16 protein-coding genes are annotated in these 16160 nt (G+C 41.7%); 15 read left to right on the top strand and 1 reads right to left on the bottom strand.

Going from position 1 to position 16160, the window contains the following annotated elements; translation table 11 throughout:
• The first annotated feature begins 2 nt into the window (after positions 1–2).
• From pseF to galU, 6 genes are all read left to right on the top strand, one after another.
• Positions 3–692: a pseudaminic acid cytidylyltransferase gene (gene pseF / locus CXF93_RS18515; protein WP_101063989.1), complete on the top strand. Its 690-nt coding sequence runs from the start codon at positions 3–5 to the stop codon at positions 690–692.
• A 67-nt stretch (positions 693–759) separates the two neighbouring features.
• A complete protein-coding gene (gene pseG, locus CXF93_RS18510; protein ID WP_101063988.1) occupies positions 760–2385 on the top strand; it encodes a UDP-2,4-diacetamido-2,4,6-trideoxy-beta-L-altropyranose hydrolase in 1626 nt (541 codons plus the stop codon).
• A gap of 85 nt (positions 2386–2470) precedes the next feature.
• Positions 2471–3523, top strand: a complete 1053-nt coding sequence (pseI, locus tag CXF93_RS18505; protein ID WP_101063987.1) for a pseudaminic acid synthase — start codon at positions 2471–2473, stop codon at positions 3521–3523.
• 164 nt (positions 3524–3687) lie between these two features.
• Complete coding sequence (locus CXF93_RS18500) at positions 3688–4854, top strand: nucleotide sugar dehydrogenase (protein WP_101063986.1); 1167 nt, start codon at positions 3688–3690, stop codon at positions 4852–4854.
• 187 nt (positions 4855–5041) lie between these two features.
• Complete coding sequence (locus tag CXF93_RS18495) at positions 5042–6049, top strand: NAD-dependent epimerase (RefSeq protein ID WP_101064069.1); 1008 nt, start codon at positions 5042–5044, stop codon at positions 6047–6049.
• Positions 6050–6118: 69 nt separating this feature from the next.
• A complete protein-coding gene (galU, locus tag CXF93_RS18490) occupies positions 6119–7015 on the top strand; it encodes a UTP--glucose-1-phosphate uridylyltransferase GalU (RefSeq protein ID WP_101063985.1) in 897 nt (298 codons plus the stop codon).
• A 78-nt stretch (positions 7016–7093) separates the two neighbouring features.
• Here the strand turns inward: galU and torD are convergent, their stop codons facing one another.
• The gene (gene torD / locus CXF93_RS18485; RefSeq protein ID WP_101063984.1) at positions 7094–7747 is read right to left on the bottom strand and encodes a molecular chaperone TorD; all 654 of its coding nucleotides are present in this window, start codon (positions 7745–7747) and stop codon (positions 7094–7096) included.
• Between the two features lie 306 nt (positions 7748–8053).
• On the opposite strand from torD, the gene glyA reads away from it, so the two are divergent.
• From glyA to nusB, 9 genes are all read left to right on the top strand, one after another.
• Positions 8054–9307 (top strand): serine hydroxymethyltransferase, encoded by a 1254-nt coding sequence (gene glyA, locus CXF93_RS18480; RefSeq protein WP_101063983.1) that lies wholly within the window; start codon positions 8054–8056, stop codon positions 9305–9307.
• A 290-nt stretch (positions 9308–9597) separates the two neighbouring features.
• A complete protein-coding gene (locus CXF93_RS18475; RefSeq protein ID WP_198551706.1) occupies positions 9598–9891 on the top strand; it encodes a hypothetical protein in 294 nt (97 codons plus the stop codon).
• 215 nt (positions 9892–10106) lie between these two features.
• Positions 10107–11066 carry a DUF4124 domain-containing protein gene (locus CXF93_RS18470; RefSeq protein WP_101063982.1) on the top strand — a complete coding sequence of 320 codons (960 nt, stop codon included), beginning with the start codon at positions 10107–10109 and terminating at the stop codon, positions 11064–11066.
• 173 nt (positions 11067–11239) lie between these two features.
• Positions 11240–11689: a transcriptional regulator NrdR gene (gene nrdR / locus CXF93_RS18465; protein ID WP_101063981.1), complete on the top strand. Its 450-nt coding sequence runs from the start codon at positions 11240–11242 to the stop codon at positions 11687–11689.
• A 24-nt stretch (positions 11690–11713) separates the two neighbouring features.
• On the top strand, positions 11714–13051 hold the full coding sequence (gene ribD, locus CXF93_RS18460) for a bifunctional diaminohydroxyphosphoribosylaminopyrimidine deaminase/5-amino-6-(5-phosphoribosylamino)uracil reductase RibD (RefSeq protein ID WP_101064067.1): 1338 nt from the start codon (positions 11714–11716) through the stop codon (positions 13049–13051).
• Complete coding sequence (locus CXF93_RS18455) at positions 13051–13716, top strand: riboflavin synthase (protein ID WP_101063980.1); 666 nt, start codon at positions 13051–13053, stop codon at positions 13714–13716. The genes ribD and CXF93_RS18455 overlap by 1 nt, the downstream gene beginning before the upstream one ends.
• A 239-nt stretch (positions 13717–13955) precedes the next feature.
• The gene (gene ribBA, locus CXF93_RS18450; protein WP_101063979.1) at positions 13956–15065 is read left to right on the top strand and encodes a bifunctional 3,4-dihydroxy-2-butanone-4-phosphate synthase/GTP cyclohydrolase II; all 1110 of its coding nucleotides are present in this window, start codon (positions 13956–13958) and stop codon (positions 15063–15065) included.
• 177 nt (positions 15066–15242) lie between these two features.
• The gene (gene ribE, locus CXF93_RS18445; RefSeq protein ID WP_017221096.1) at positions 15243–15728 is read left to right on the top strand and encodes a 6,7-dimethyl-8-ribityllumazine synthase; all 486 of its coding nucleotides are present in this window, start codon (positions 15243–15245) and stop codon (positions 15726–15728) included.
• Complete coding sequence (nusB, locus tag CXF93_RS18440; protein WP_017221097.1) at positions 15725–16147, top strand: transcription antitermination factor NusB; 423 nt, start codon at positions 15725–15727, stop codon at positions 16145–16147. The genes ribE and nusB overlap by 4 nt, the downstream gene beginning before the upstream one ends.
• Positions 16148–16160: the final 13 nt, after the last annotated feature.

Genomic DNA, 16160 nt, shown 5'->3' with positions numbered 1-16160 from the left:
ATATGAAGATTGCAGTGATACCAGCGCGTGGCGGCAGTAAGCGTATTCCGGGTAAAAACATCAAATTATTTCATGGTAAGCCGATTATTGCTTATTCAATTGAAGCGGCTATCGCCTCGGCTTGTTTTGATAAAGTGATCGTATCGACCGACGATGAAGATATTGCTGATGTCGCGCTAGCGTATGGTGCCGAAGTGCCCTTTGTACGCCCCGCTGATATTGCCGATGATCATGCAACAACCATGGAAGTCATTCAGCATGCCATCCAGTGGTGTGAATCTCAGCAACTGCCGGTAGATTTACTTTGTTGTATCTATGCCACTGCACCCTTTGTATTACCGAGTGATTTATCTGCTGGGTTGGCGGTATTATCCGATGATGATATTGACTATGCCTTTAGCGCTACTTCTTTTGGTTTCCCTATTCAACGGGCTATTGCACTACGTGAAAATGGCACAGTGCAAATGCTGCAACCTGAGCACTTAAATACCCGTTCACAAGACTTAGAAGGTGCTTATCATGATGCTGGGCAATTCTACTGGGGCAGGGTATCTGCATTTAAACTCGGTAAACCCTTTTTCTCAGCCTCGGCTAAAGCGGTATTGCTACCGCGTAAAAGAGTGCAAGATATTGATAATCAAGAAGACTGGGAACTTGCTGAAGCCTTATATGCAGTGATGAATCATTCGTGATGGGCTATTTTTAATGAGCACTTGTAATGAACAGTTTTGATAGACAACTTTTAATGGCCTATTTTTGATGAACGTCGTCATACGCGCTGATGCCTCGACTCATATTGGCAGTGGTCATGTGATGCGCTGTTTAGTATTAGCGCTGGGACTTGTTGAGCAAGGGCATCAGGTGAGTTTTGTGTGTCGTCCACAAACCGGTGATTTAATCGAGTTTATTGAGCATAAAGGCTTTACGGTGCATTTATTGGCATCGCCGCAAACTTGGCTGGAGCCTCAACATAGCGCTGATTATGTTGCTTGGTTGCAAGTGCCGTGGCAGGAAGATGCACAAAACTTGTTAATGCTGGTGGCAGTTGCAGATCTGGTGATTGTTGATCATTATGCTTTAAATAAAGACTGGCAGCAGCAAATAAAACAAGCCTTAGATTGCAAAGTAATGGTTATCGATGATTTAGTGCGAGAGCATGCCGCTGACCTGATCTTAGATCAAACTTTATTACGGCTAAAAAGTGAATATCAAGCAACTGATGATACTAAGCTATTAACCGGTTGTGACTTCGCGTTATTAAATCCACGATTTAGTGATTATCGTCAACATGCTTTAGCAAATGATATACTTTGCGATCGACCAAAATTATTATTATCTATGGGCGGTAGTGATCAACCTAATGCGACACTGTCTGTATTAACGGCGCTTGCTAAGATGCCGACATTATCACGCCCGTTAGTCACGGTATTGTTAGGGCCACGTGCTCCGCATTACCAGCAAGTAAAAGCGTTCTGTTTACAGCATGATGACTGGATCACTCATTTAGATTTTGTTGATGATATGGCTGAGTTAATGTCGCAACAGCAAGTGGCGATTGGCGCGCCAGGCACAACGTCTTGGGAGCGTGCTTGTTTGGGGTTGCCGAGTATTATTGTTCCGTTAGCGGACAATCAGCAAACCATCAGTCGTAATCTGGTTGCGGTTGACGCTGCCTATAAACTTGAGCTTGATGAGATAGCGGAGCATCTACTAAGCAGCTATCAAAGACTGCTACAAAATTGGTCTCAGTTAAGGGGGAATAACCTCAGGTTGTGTGATGGGTTAGGTTTAAAGCGGGTATTAACAGCGATTGGTGATTTTACTGGTGCTTGTCATTTACAATTACGCGCTGCTACAGGCGCGGATATCAAACTGGTATTTGATTGGCAGTGCCAGCCGTCCACACGGCAATATGCGTTAAATAAACAACTCCCGACTTGGGCTGAGCATAATAAGTGGATGACGGACAAACTCCTGCAACAGCAAGATTATTTTTATATTATTGAGATTGCGAATAGTGTAATAGCCGATATTGAAATAACAGACACTGAAGTAGAAAATAGTGAAGTCGCAAAGAGTGAAGTAGTAAAGAACGAAGTGGTAAATCGCTCTGGTAATCAGTTAGACAGTGACCATATTAGTGTTGGCGTAGTGCGACTGGATAAAATTACTAAAGCTGAATACCTGCTGTCTATTTTTATTGACCCTGCTTATTATAGCCAAGGTATCGCTAAGCGGGCACTGGCTTATTTGGATGCATTACATCCGCGTATCACTATACATGCTCAGGTATTAACGGCGAACTTAGCGTCACAGCAGTTGTTCACTCAGGCTGGTTACCAACGCTTAAGTGCGGAAAGCTTTATTCGTTATCCACAGGCTTAAATCTCTATTTACCGATTACCTATCATTTACTTATCTATTACTTACTTACTTATTTACCCTTTATCGAAGAGTATTCATTAATATTATGACTGAGCAATTTATAACTATCGATGGTCGTAAAATTGGCCCGAATTATCCGCCTTATATCATTGCGGAACTATCGGCTAACCATAATGGCGATATTAATCGTGCCTTTGCCATAATGGCAGCAGCGAAAGCCGCTGGTGCAGATGCGATAAAATTACAAACTTATACCCAAGATACCATCACCATGGATAGCGACGGTGATGAATTCCAGATCAAAGGTGGGTTGTGGCATGGACAAAGTTTATATCAGTTGTACAAAACCGCGCATATGCCGTGGGCATGGCATAAACCGTTATTTGCCAAAGCTAAAGAGTTAGGCATCACTATTTTTAGTTCGCCGTTTGATTTTACCGCGGTGGATTTATTAGAGCAGTTAGATGTCCCCGCCTATAAAATAGCTTCATTTGAAGTCATAGACCTGCCATTGATCAAACGTGTCGCCCAAACGGGTAAACCTATGATCATTTCCACCGGCATGGCTAATCAACAAGAGATAGCACAAGCAATCCAAACAGCTAAAGACAATGGTTGTAATGAGCTGGTGGTATTGCATTGCGTAAGTGGCTATCCAGCTCCCGCTGGGCAATATAATTTGCGTACCATCGCTGATATTAACCAGCGTTTTAATGTGCTCGCGGGTCTATCTGATCACACTATTGATAATGCGACCGCTGTGGTATCGGTGGCATTTGGTGCATGTATGATTGAAAAACACGTTACCCTAGATCGTAATGGCGGCGGCGCGGATGATAGCTTCTCACTTGAACCTGCGGAGTTGACGCAGCTTTGTGCTGATACTCATACTGCTTGGCAAGCACTCGGCAAAGTGAATTATGAAAGAACGGCTGCGGAGCAAGGTAATGTGCAATTTCGTCGTTCATTATATGTAGTCAAAGATATTGCTGCTGGAGAAGCACTTACCAGCGATAATGTTCGCAGTATTCGCCCTGGCTTTGGCCTTGCCCCAAAACATTATGAAACGGTTTTAGGCAAAGTCGCGAAGAATGCTATTGTGGGTGGTACGGCGCTACATTTTGATCTTATTGAATAACTTTTAATAAGTTTTAATATCTTTAATATCTTTAATATTCTTAATGCCTTTAATATCACTTTCAGTTCTCATCATGACTATTTAAATGCTAGCATTAACTTGTAGTTATAATTTAATGCTAGAATACCACTCAAATTACTTCCATCTATAATCAGGTCAACACCATGAACATTACCATTGCAGGTACAGGTTACGTTGGTTTATCAAATGCGGTGTTATTAGCACAGCATAATCGCGTGATAGCGTTAGACATTATTTCCGAAAAAGTGAATATTATTAATGCTAAGAAATCACCAATTGCAGATGCTGAAATTGAAGATTTTCTTGCTAATAAAGTACTTGATCTGATCGCGACAACGGACAAACAACTTGCCTACGGTAATGCTGATTATGTGATTATCGCGACACCAACTGATTATGACGTGGTGCACAACTACTTTAATACCAAATCTGTTGAAGCCGTGATTAAAGATGTCATGGCCATTAATCCAAACGCGATAATGGTGATCAAATCCACGGTACCCGTTGGTTATACCAAAGAAGTTAAACAGCGCCTTGGCTGTGATAACATCTTATTTTCACCTGAGTTCTTACGTGAAGGCAGTGCGTTATACGATAACCTCCATCCGTCACGTATTATTGTCGGTGAGCAATCTGAGCGCGCCGAAGTCTTCGCTGGCCTGTTAGTACAAGGTGCGATTAAAACCGATATCGATGTATTGTTTACTGATTCAACTGAAGCTGAAGCGGTAAAACTGTTCTCAAATACTTACCTTGCTATGCGTGTTGCTTATTTCAATGAACTGGATAGCTATGCTGAAGCGCATAATTTAGATACCCGTCAGATCATTCAAGGCGTGGGTTTAGACCCGCGTATTGGTAGTCATTATAATAACCCGTCATTTGGTTATGGGGGTTACTGCTTACCGAAAGATACTAAACAATTACGTGCGAATTACGAGAATGTACCAAATAGTTTAATTAGTGCGATTGTTGATGCTAACTCGACACGTAAAGATCATATTGCCGATGCCATTATTGCTAGAAATCCGCAAGTCGTCGGTATCTATCGCTTAATCATGAAGTCTGGTTCGGATAATTTCCGTGCTTCATCGATTCAAGGCATCATGAAGCGTATTAAAGCCAAGGGAATTAAAGTCGTGGTATATGAACCGGTATTAACCGAGAGTGAGTTCTTTAAATCTCCGGTGTTTACTGACCTAAATGAATTTAAAGCCCTGTCTGATGTTATAGTATCAAACCGTTTAGCCGATGAATTACTCGATGTAGCGGATAAAGTGTATACCCGTGACTTATTTGGTAATGACTAAGTTGGTAATGATTTAATTTTACCTTGATGAATAACAATATAAGAATTGTATTGATTAAAGTAAGCAGGCTGTTGCTGGCAGGGATAAAAACTAACCTCAAGCCCGCTTTAATCCAACATAAATGGATTTACCACGTGCCTTGCGTCTTTTCTCAATGCAATTAAGTCATAATAGAAGTGAAAAACACATGAAATATTTAATTACCGGCGCTGCTGGGTTTATTGGCTCGCGCTGTGCGGAGCTATTATGTCAACAAGGCCATCAGATTATTGGCGTTGATAACTTAAATGATTATTACGATGTAAATTTAAAACACGCGCGTTTAGCTAATGCGCAAAAATCTGAGTTATTTAGCTTTATTGAATTGGATCTGGCTGATCGTGATGCGGTATCGACGCTGTTTGCTGAACACCAATTCGATCGGGTGATCCACCTTGCCGCACAAGCGGGTGTGCGTTATTCCATTGATAATCCGATGGCGTATGCGGATAGCAACTTAACTGGCTTCTTAACCGTGTTAGAAGGTTGCCGAAATAACCAAGTGAAGCATCTCGTTTATGCATCATCAAGTTCAGTTTATGGTTTAAATAACAAAACCCCGTTTAGCACCAGTGATAGTGTTGACCATCCGATCTCGTTATATGCGGCATCGAAGAAATCCAATGAATTGATGGCGCATACCTATTCACACTTATACGGTGTGCCAACTACTGGATTACGTTTCTTCACTGTATATGGTCCTTGGGGCCGTCCGGATATGGCGTTGTTTAAGTTTACCAAGGCCATTATCGCCGGTGAAGAAATTGACGTGTACAACAACGGGGATATGTTACGCGATTTTACTTATATCGATGATATCGTTGCGGGTGTTTTACAAATTCAAGATGTAATACCAACACCGGATGCAGAGTGGAAAGTTGAAACGGGTAGTCCAGCCACCAGTAGTGCGCCTTATCGGGTTTATAACATTGGCCATGGTAGTCCGGTTAAATTAATGGACTATATTGAAGCACTAGAAGACTCACTCGGTATTAAAGCCAAGAAAAACTTTATGCCAATGCAGCCGGGTGATGTTTACGCTACCTATGCGGATACCCAAGATTTATTTGCAGCCACGGGTTATACATCGAAAGTAAAAGTTAAAGAGGGCGTGAAGGCCTTCGTTGATTGGTATCGCGACTTTTATAAAGTATAAAAAGTGCCACGTATAAAAATATAAAAAGTACAAAAGTACAAAAGTACAAAAGTACAAAAGGATAAAACTTTGAAACAAACTAAGATCACTAAAGCGGTAATTCCGGTAGCTGGTTTAGGTACTCGTATGTTACCTGCAACCAAAGCCATTCCAAAAGAAATGTTACCAGTGGCCGATAAGCCACTAATTCAATATATCGTTAACGAATGTGCGGCGGCGGGTATTACTGAGATCGTACTGGTTACTCATGCATCAAAAAATGCTATCGAGAACCATTTTGATACATCGTTTGAATTAGAGTCAACACTAGAACACCGTGTTAAACGTCAGTTATTAGCTGAAGTACAAGCGATTGCGCCAAAAGGTGTGACGATCATGCATATTCGCCAAGGTGTAGCGAAAGGCTTAGGCCACGCGGTATTGTGCGCAAAACCAATTATTGGCGATGAACCGTTTGCTGTGGTACTGCCAGATGTATTGATGGATGAAGTCAGCGCGGATTTAAAAACTGAAAACTTAGCCAGCATGATGCGCCGTTTTGATGAAACAGGATTTAGCCAGATCATGGTTGAACCTGTACCGATGAATTTAGTTTCGGGTTATGGTGTTGCTGATTGTGGTGGTGTTGAGCTTAAAGCTGGTGAATCGACGCCTATGACAGCCGTTATTGAAAAACCAGCGCAAGATAAAGCACCGTCTAATTTAGCCGTTGCCGGACGTTATGTATTACCATCTGCTATCTGGGATTTGTTAGCAAAAACGGCACCAGGCGCTGGTGACGAGATCCAATTAACAGATGCTATTGATGATCTAATGAAGTTAGAAACAGTAGAAGCTTTCCACATTAGCGGTAAGCTACATGACTGTGGTTCAAAACTTGGCTACATGAAAGCATTTATTGAATATGGTTTACGTCACCCTGAAGTAGGTGAAGACCTACAAGCGTTTATTAGTGGTTTGAAATAAGCGTAAGTGAATGTTTGAAGTTATAATGTAATGAAACCAAAGGGCAAGTAATTGTCCTTTGGTTCATTTAAATAGATATTAATCTAATTCAGTTTCTAACCAGTCAGAATCTAACTGCGCGAATGCCAATAGCAATTCAACTACCGCCGCATAAAAACCAAATTTATCACAATCCTTAACTTTCATTTCAAAATCACCTAACCAGTTAAGTAAGTGCGTCTGTAAGAAATCGTGCTGCAATGCAAAGTTAGCGCGGATCGCTTCTTCAGATTCAGAATCTAATGTTTTTAAGATCAAGTTGCCCATGAAGTCTAACTGAATAGCAATGTGATCCGCAGGCTCGCTGTATTTGTCACTGATATTGATGTTGTGCTGCTCTAATAGCGCAGTCATTTGTTGATACGCTTCTTGCATCAAATGACCATTTTCACTGGTGAATACTGACGCATACGGTGGCGCAGATGATTTGCTGTTGCCTAAAAAAATTTGCGCGTAATCGGCACATAATTCTAAACGTGCATCGTTACGTAGGTTGGCAGCCGCTAATGTGCTAATTAACTTTTCCGCAGAGACTGTTAATGCCGGTGTTGCAGCTAACCCTTGTAAGAAACCTTGGATTTCAGAGGACTGGTATTTGCCCAGTTGTTCGTCACTTAATTCTGCGGCTAGGGTTGTTGAAAGCCACCAGTAGATCTCTGAACGGGTCTGGCATAATTGCGTTAGTTCATCCATTGTCTTCTCCAAATAGGGTTGAGTACTGTTATTGGGCTGCATTATAGCGGAATTAATTTAACCGTGGAGTCAGTTTTGATCAAAGTTAATTTAAAATGCAGTGTTTTCACGCAAAATTGAAATTTTCTCAAGGCATTCTAGTAGGAAGTCGGCAACATTCACGTTACAATGTGCTCTAGTTTTGATTTACTAACTAAATTTTAGGTTTGCTCGTCAAATGTTAAACCTACCAATCAGATGTTAAGTTTGCTAACTAAATGTTAACTTAATAGACCAACTTGTATAATCTCAATCAGGAGAAAACGGATGTTTACACGTGATATGAATATAGCTGACTATGATGCAGAATTATGGGCAGCAATGACACAGGAAGTAACTCGTCAGGAAGATCATATCGAGCTTATTGCTTCAGAGAACTATACAAGCCCACGCGTAATGGAAGCTCAAGGTTCTCAGCTTACTAACAAGTATGCAGAAGGTTACCCAGGTAAACGTTATTATGGCGGTTGTGAGTATGTTGATATTGCTGAGTCTTTAGCAATCGAACGTGCAAAACAATTGTTTGGTGCTGATTACGCAAACGTACAACCACACTCGGGTTCACAAGCCAATGCTGCTGTTTACATGGCATTAGTTAAACCAGGCGATACTGTACTAGGCATGAGCCTTGCTCATGGTGGTCACTTAACACATGGTGCAAGCGTAAGCTTCTCTGGTAAAATCTACAATGCAGTTCAGTATGGTATCAACCCTGAAACTGGTGAACTAGATTACGCTGAAGTTGAAGCGTTAGCGATTGAACATCAACCAAAAATGATTGTTGCAGGTTTCTCTGCATACTCAGGCATTGTTGATTGGGCTAAATTCCGTGAAATCGCAGACAAAGTTGGTGCTTTCCTATTTGTTGATATGGCACACGTTGCAGGTTTAGTTGCTGCTGGTCTATATCCAAACCCAATGAAGCATGCACATGTTGTGACTACAACTACGCATAAAACATTAGGCGGCCCACGTGGTGGTCTTATCCTTGCGCAAGCAGATGAAGTGATTGAGAAAAAATTAAACTCAGCAATCTTCCCTGGTGGTCAAGGTGGTCCTTTAATGCACGTTATCGCTGCTAAAGCGGTTGCATTTAAAGAAGCGATGGAACCAGAGTTCGCTGTTTACCAACAAAATGTACTTGATTGTGCGAAAAGCATGGTTGCAGTATTACAAGAACGTGGTTTCAAAATCGTATCTAACGGTACTGAAAATCACCTGTTCTTAGTTGATCTGATTGGTAAAGAGTACTCAGGTAAAGACGCAGATGCGGCACTGGGTAATGCACATATCACAGTAAACAAAAACTCAGTACCTAACGATCCACGTTCACCATTTGTTACATCTGGTCTACGTATCGGTACGCCTGCACTTGCACGTCGCGGTATCCCAGCTGATAAAGCTGGCGAACTTGCGGGTTGGATGTGTGACGTATTAGACAACATGGGTAATGAAGAAGTAGCTGCAACAGTGCGTGCTAACGTACAAGCGCTATGTGCTGACTATCCGGTTTATAAATAGCCCTGTTTATAAATAGGCTGTATAGACAAAATTAATCCATAAGCCTAAGGGTTTTAAAAACTGGTTAATTTGTTAACCGTAAATGCTGTTTAACTTGAATAAAGTTAAGCTAGTCATTTACGGTTTTTTTATGCCTGAAACTCATCGTTTACCATTTCTCATACCTGCTCATACCCCAAATCATGCTATTTCCATGCTTTTTTATTGGCTCAGGATCGTATTATCAGCTGTCATAGCGCGCTGCTTTCGAGTGGCTATCAAGCCAATTTCATAGACCAAGGATGGGAAATATGATGAATAAGTTTATTCTAAAGCAAGTCGCTCAAAGCATACCTCAACAACTTGTTAAAAAAATCAGCATTGCGGCGTTTGTTGTTGCTATGACGGGCTGTAGCTCGGTAGAGGTATTAACTAAAACTGAAAATGGCGCTTCTTATGAATATGAACTTGGTCAATTAGATACCATAGATGTGGTGGATATGGCACAGGAGCACTGCGGTAAATACGGTAAAAATGCCGAGCTAACCAATCGTTATTCCGATGCGAATCGCATCTTCAATACGCTTATATTTAATTGTTCTTAGTCTGTTTATATCTTAACTGTGAGCCGAATTGAATAAAGGTGAGCACAGGTTCGCTAAATGTAGAGATAGTATTTTGATGCCTACCTTGTTGGTGTTAACATTATTGAAACATGTGATTCTATTTTGTGGTTAGGATATTCTTTGAATCAATAGCGAAAGCGACACTTGAGAAGGTCATCTCAAGTTAGAATAATGGATAGGGTGAGGTATAAAGGATGATGCTGAATTCAAAAAGTAATTATAAACGTTTATTATTAGCGTTAGTTTGTGGCTCGATGAGTTATGCAACATTAGCTAAAGTATACAGTTGGCGTGATGCCGATGGTGCGATGCATTATAGTCAGTTTCCACGTCAAATCGTGGAGAAAAATGCCGCGCAAAGCCGAGCTAGTCGTACACAAATAGATATGAATGATGTCGTCAAGGATTTGTCTGCTTCGAAGAAAGTCGCTAACTTACTCGATGGTCTTGATGATATTGTAGCCAATGCTAACGTTGAGCGTCAAATTGACAAGGTACTCACGCGCCGTGATCCGCAGTTGGTGTTAATTGAACTACAACTCGCCCGTCAACAAGTTGAGCAGCGCGCATTGCTGGTTGCTCAGCAGCACATTCTTAAACAACAACAAACGCTGGCTGCTATCAATAATGCTCAAATAAACAGAGTTGAAGCCAAGCAAGCGCCGAAACCAACCAATAAATTCTTAGTCGGTATCCAAAATAAGTTGAAGCGTCAGCAAATTGCAACGCGACCGCAATCAGTCTCTGTCGTTGAACCCAACAATGCCTTTTTAGCGGCGATTAAACGAAAATTGAATCGTAAGCAAGTCGCAGATAACCTAGGTGCGGGTCGTACTCCGGCAGCAGCATTAGCTCAATCTAACGCCGATATTAATGCGCACAGTCGGCGTACCACAACAGTGAAAAATAAAGAGTTAATACAGGGCGCAGATCAAATTAAAGCGATTGAAAATGAAATTAGCCACAGCCGTAAATCAAGCAAAGCGAAAACACCATCAGCAAAACAAGTTAACTCTGCGCTAATGCTAAGTCGATTAAGCTACAATCAGAAGGCGCGCTTGTCCTTATTAGGCGCGGGTATAAACCAACTTGATATGCAAGATATTGATGTATCGAGTCAATTTGTAAACGAAGTAAATCGTCACGCGGAATAAACCCGCAACAAATATCGTCGGTTTTTATCTTCTTAAAATAGGTATTAAAAACCGACTGATTATTCAACAATTTGTTAACTTATTTATTAATTCCACAAAATTACCTGCACTTTTCTGTACCCGCCTGCTGTTTAACGATAGACTCAGAATAATATTATTCAATAGGATTGTTTATGTTCTGTCCATTTTGTTCCGCGACTGAAACTAAAGTTATCGATTCTCGTCTTGTGGCTGAAGGCCATCAGGTGCGTCGCCGCCGTGAGTGTGCGAAATGTCATGAACGTTTTACTACCTTTGAAACTGCTGAATTAGTCATGCCACGCATCATTAAAACAGATGACAAACGCGAACCTTTTAACGAAGATAAATTGGTTAATGGTATTTATCGTGCGTTAGAGAAACGTCCGGTTGCCGCAGAGCAGATTGAGCTTGGTATTAATCAGATCAAATCAAGTTTAAGAGCCACTGGTGAGCGTGAAGTCGCATCAAGTTTTCTAGGTGAACTGGTCATGGACGTATTAAAAAAACTCGATAAAGTGGCTTATGTGCGTTTCGCTTCGGTTTATCGTTCTTTTGAAGATGTAAAAGAATTTAATGAAGAAATTGCCAAACTCGACAAATAATCCGATATCTGAGTCCTCATGACTATGCCAATCAAATCACGCACCGAGTTAAATCGACTAGTGGCAACACTCGCCTCAACAAGTCAGTTCAATGATACTGACGTACAGCATATGCAACGTGCGATCGCACTTGCAAAACAAGGCCGTTTTACTAGCGCGCCGAATCCCAATGTTGGTTGTGTGCTGGTTAAAGCAGAGCAAATCGTCGGTGAAGGTTTTCATTTACGTGCAGGTGAACCGCATGCAGAAATACATGCGTTAAATACTGCTGATACTGATGCACATGGCGCTGCTCACGGCGCAACTTGTTATGTGACATTAGAACCTTGTAGTCATTATGGTCGAACGCCGCCATGCGCAGCCGCCTTGGTTAAAGCACAAGTAGCTGAAGTTGTGATTGCCATGGTCGATCCGAATCCAAAAGTCGCAGGTAATGGCATCGCGATGTTAATTGCAGCGGGGATTAAGGTGCGTATTGGTTTGTTATCAGAACAAGCCCATGCACTCAATCCAGGCTTTATTCTCCGTATGCGCGAACAGCGTCCTTTTGTACGGTTAAAAATGGCAGCCAGCCTCGATGGACGTACCGCATTGAACAACGGCGAAAGTAAATGGATCACAGGTCCTGCTGCGCGTTCTGATGTGCAAGTTTACCGTGCTCAGGCCAATGCCATCTTATCAACCGCAAGCACTGTGATGATGGACGATGCGTCACTTAATGTACGTTATAGTGAATTAGGTGCAAGCCAAGCTGACTATCCACTCGACGATACATTTCGTGGCTTACTTGCTGAGCAACTCGATTCGGCAGATAAGCCCTTGGCTAAATCAAATCAGTCTCAGGTACGCCAGCCAATTCGTGTAATACTAGATAACCATCGTCGGCTCGATGCCCATATGGCCTCATCGGCGCCAGCGTTGCAGTTATTTGCTCAGCCCGGGCAGATACTATTAGTTAACGGTATTCAAAATATAGTTAATGGCATTGAAAATAATGCTAATGGTGTGGCCGATAATCCTGCCACAGCAGCGATATTAGAGAATGAATCAGTCTCACGAATTGAAATTGGCCAAGATAGTCTCCATAACATAGATCTAAACCAGTTAATGACGACGCTCGCCCAGCAGGATATTAATGAGCTGTGGGTCGAGGCGGGCGCAACGCTAGCTGGTGCATTACTTGAAAATAAGCTGGTGGATGAGATAATTATTTATCTAGCACCTAAGCTCATGGGTGATTGTGCCAGAGGCCTAGCAGTATTAAGCGAGCTAACTGAAATGGCGCAAGTGCCGAAATTTAGCTTTACCGATATCACGCAGGTCGGTGACGATCTTCGTATTACAGCCAAACCGGAATACTAATGTTTACAGGAATTATTGAAACCGTGGGTACGCTCACAGGTTTAACTCCGAAAGGAGCTGATGTGAGTATCACTGTCGACAGTGGTAAACTTGATTTAACTGATGTCAAACTCGGTGATAGTATCGCGACTAATGGTGTATGCCTGACGGTTGTTGAATTACTAAGCAATGGCTACCGTGCAGATGTGTCATTAGAGACGATTAAGCGCTCTGGTTTTGCGCATTACAAGATTGGTGATAAGGTAAACTTAGAAAAAGCGTTAACCTTAAGTACCCGTCTTGGTGGTCACTTAGTCAGTGGTCATGTCGATGGCGTTGCCGAGATTATTAAGATAGCCAAACTTGGTCGTGCGACTGAGTATTGGTTACAAGCACCGAATGAATTAGCCCGTTATATTGCCGAAAAAGGTTCAATTACCATTGATGGTATTAGTTTAACTATTAATGAGATTGACGGCGCTAAATTCAAATTGACGATCGTACCGCATACAGCGTTAGAAACAACCATAGAAAGTTATGTTGTCGGTCGTAAAGTTAATTTAGAAGTAGATGTTATTGCCCGTTATTTAGAACGGATCATGCTAGGTGATAAAGCGGCTGAATCAAGCACGCCTGAACAAGGTATCACCATGGATTTTCTTGCGAGTAATGGATTTTTAAAGTAAAACATCTATTCACGATCAATTTTTAGGTATCAATCAAGTAAGCGTTATAAGTTGATGTGCAGTATTGATTAAAGTAAGCCGGCTGTTGCTGGCAAGGATGCCAGCCTCAAGTCTTAGGCTTCTGATCCCAAGGATGGGTTTATGGCATGCCGGGCGTCTTTAATGAATACTGCCAATTTCACTCTAGCGTATGAATTTGATTGGTCGTAGTTTTTAATTTTTATAAAAGGGCTATGAGCATGGCACTAAGTCGTATTGAAGATATTATTGAAGACATCCGCCTAGGTAAAATGGTTATCTTGATGGATGATGAAGATCGCGAAAATGAAGGCGATTTGATCATGGCTGCTGACAAAGTAACGCCAGAAGCGATTAACTTTATGGCGACACACGGTCGCGGTCTAATTTGTCTAACGTTAACCAAAGCGCGTGTAGAAAAACTGCAACTGCCTTTGATGGTTCAAGACAATACGGCGCAATTCTCAACTAACTTCACCGTATCTATTGAAGCCGCTGAAGGCGTGACGACGGGTATTTCTGCAACAGATCGCGCTGTCACGGTATTATCAGCGGTTGCTGGCGATGCTAAGCCTGCGGATATTGTTATGCCTGGGCACATCTTCCCACTTGCAGCACAAGACGGCGGTGTATTAACGCGTGCAGGTCATACTGAAGCGGGTTGTGATCTTGCACGTCTAGCGGGTTGTGAACCAGCTGGTGTGATTGTTGAGATCTTAAAAGATGACGGTGAAATGGCGCGTCGTCCAGATCTTGAGATCTTCGCTGAAAAGCACGGTCTTAAATTGGGCACAGTGGCTGATTTAATTGAATATCGTAACACTAACGAAACTACCATCGAGCGTGTTGCTGAATGTAAATTACCAACTCAGCACGGTGATTTTGATTTAGTGACTTACCGCGATACCATTGATAATCAAGTACACTATGCGTTACGTAAAGGTGATGTTGTTGCCCAGCAGCCAACATTGGTGCGTGTGCATGTACAAAATACCATGACAGATATTCTGCATACCGACCGCGCAAGCAAGATCTCATGGTCACTTGATGATGCTATGGCACGTATCGGCACTGATGGTGGCGTAATGGTTATCTTAGGTAATGAAGAAAATTCTAACGATATCATTGAAAAAGTAAAACAATTTGCCCAAGAAGATAAAGGCGAAACACAGCCAAAAGCAAAATGGCAGGGAACATCGCGCCGCGTTGGTGTTGGTTCACAAATTTTAGCTGATATGGGCGTGTCTAAAATGAAGCTATTAAGCTCAGACAAACGTTACCATTCACTATCAGGCTTTGGCTTAGAAGTTGTTGAATACATCTCTAAATAAGTTTTAGCTTGTCACCTAATAAATTTCATAGATAGCCGTCGAAGAAGTTTTAGCGATAGTCGTAGAATAAGTTTGCTTGCTGACGAAAGCTTGGTACAATCCGAGCCCTTTCGTCAGTCGATTCTCAATAATTAAAATTGGCCGTAAATTACGTGCCGTGATATAGGATTTGTACACATGAAAATTATCGAAGGAAATGTTCCTGCTCCAGAAGCAAAAATTGCAATTGTTATCTCTCGTTTTAACAGCTTCATTAATGAAAGCTTGTTAGCCGGTGCTATCGATTCACTAAAACGTTTTGGTCAAGTTAGCGATGACAACATCACTGTTGTTCGTGTTCCTGGCGCTGTAGAATTACCGCTTATCGCTAAGCGTGTCGCTGCAACAAAACAGTTTGATGCGATTATTGCTTTAGGTACGGTAATTCGTGGTGGTACACCACATTTTGAATTCGTAGCTGGCGAATGTAATAAAGGTCTTGCTCAAGTTTCAATGGACTACGATGTACCTGTTGCATTTGGTGTTCTAACTACTGACACTATTGAGCAAGCAATTGAGCGTGCTGGTACCAAGGCTGGTAATAAAGGGTCGGAGGCTGCTCTAAGTGCACTTGAAATGGTGAATGTTTTGCATCAATTAGATGTATCATTGGAGAAAAAATGAAACCTTCGGAACGTAGTAAGGCACGTCAATTTGCCACACAAGCAATTTATCAATGGCAAATGACAAAAGAAACTGTTGCAAATATTGAACACCAATTTGTAACAGAACAAGATTTTAGCGACACAGATGCAACTTACTTTCGTGAGTTAGTATTAGGTGTAAGCTTAAATTCTGTAGAACTTGATGAGTTAATGTCACCATTCCTATCTCGTCCAATCGGCGATTTAGACTTGGTTGAGAAAGCGATTTTACGTCTTTCTACTTTTGAGCTAACTAAGCGTCAAGATGTACCTTATAAAGTTGTGATCAATGAATCTATCGAATTAGCGAAAGATTTTGGCGCTGAAGACAGCCATAAATTCGTTAACGGCGTATTAGATAAAATTGTAAGTAAATTGCAATTACGTTTGAAAAAATAATTTAATTATTTTC

Source organism: Moritella sp. Urea-trap-13, assembly GCF_002836355.1.
GTDB lineage: Bacteria > Pseudomonadota > Gammaproteobacteria > Enterobacterales > Moritellaceae > Moritella.
The sequence above is the reverse complement of the archived record's forward strand: the minus strand, read 5'-3'. Positions and strand labels throughout refer to the sequence as shown.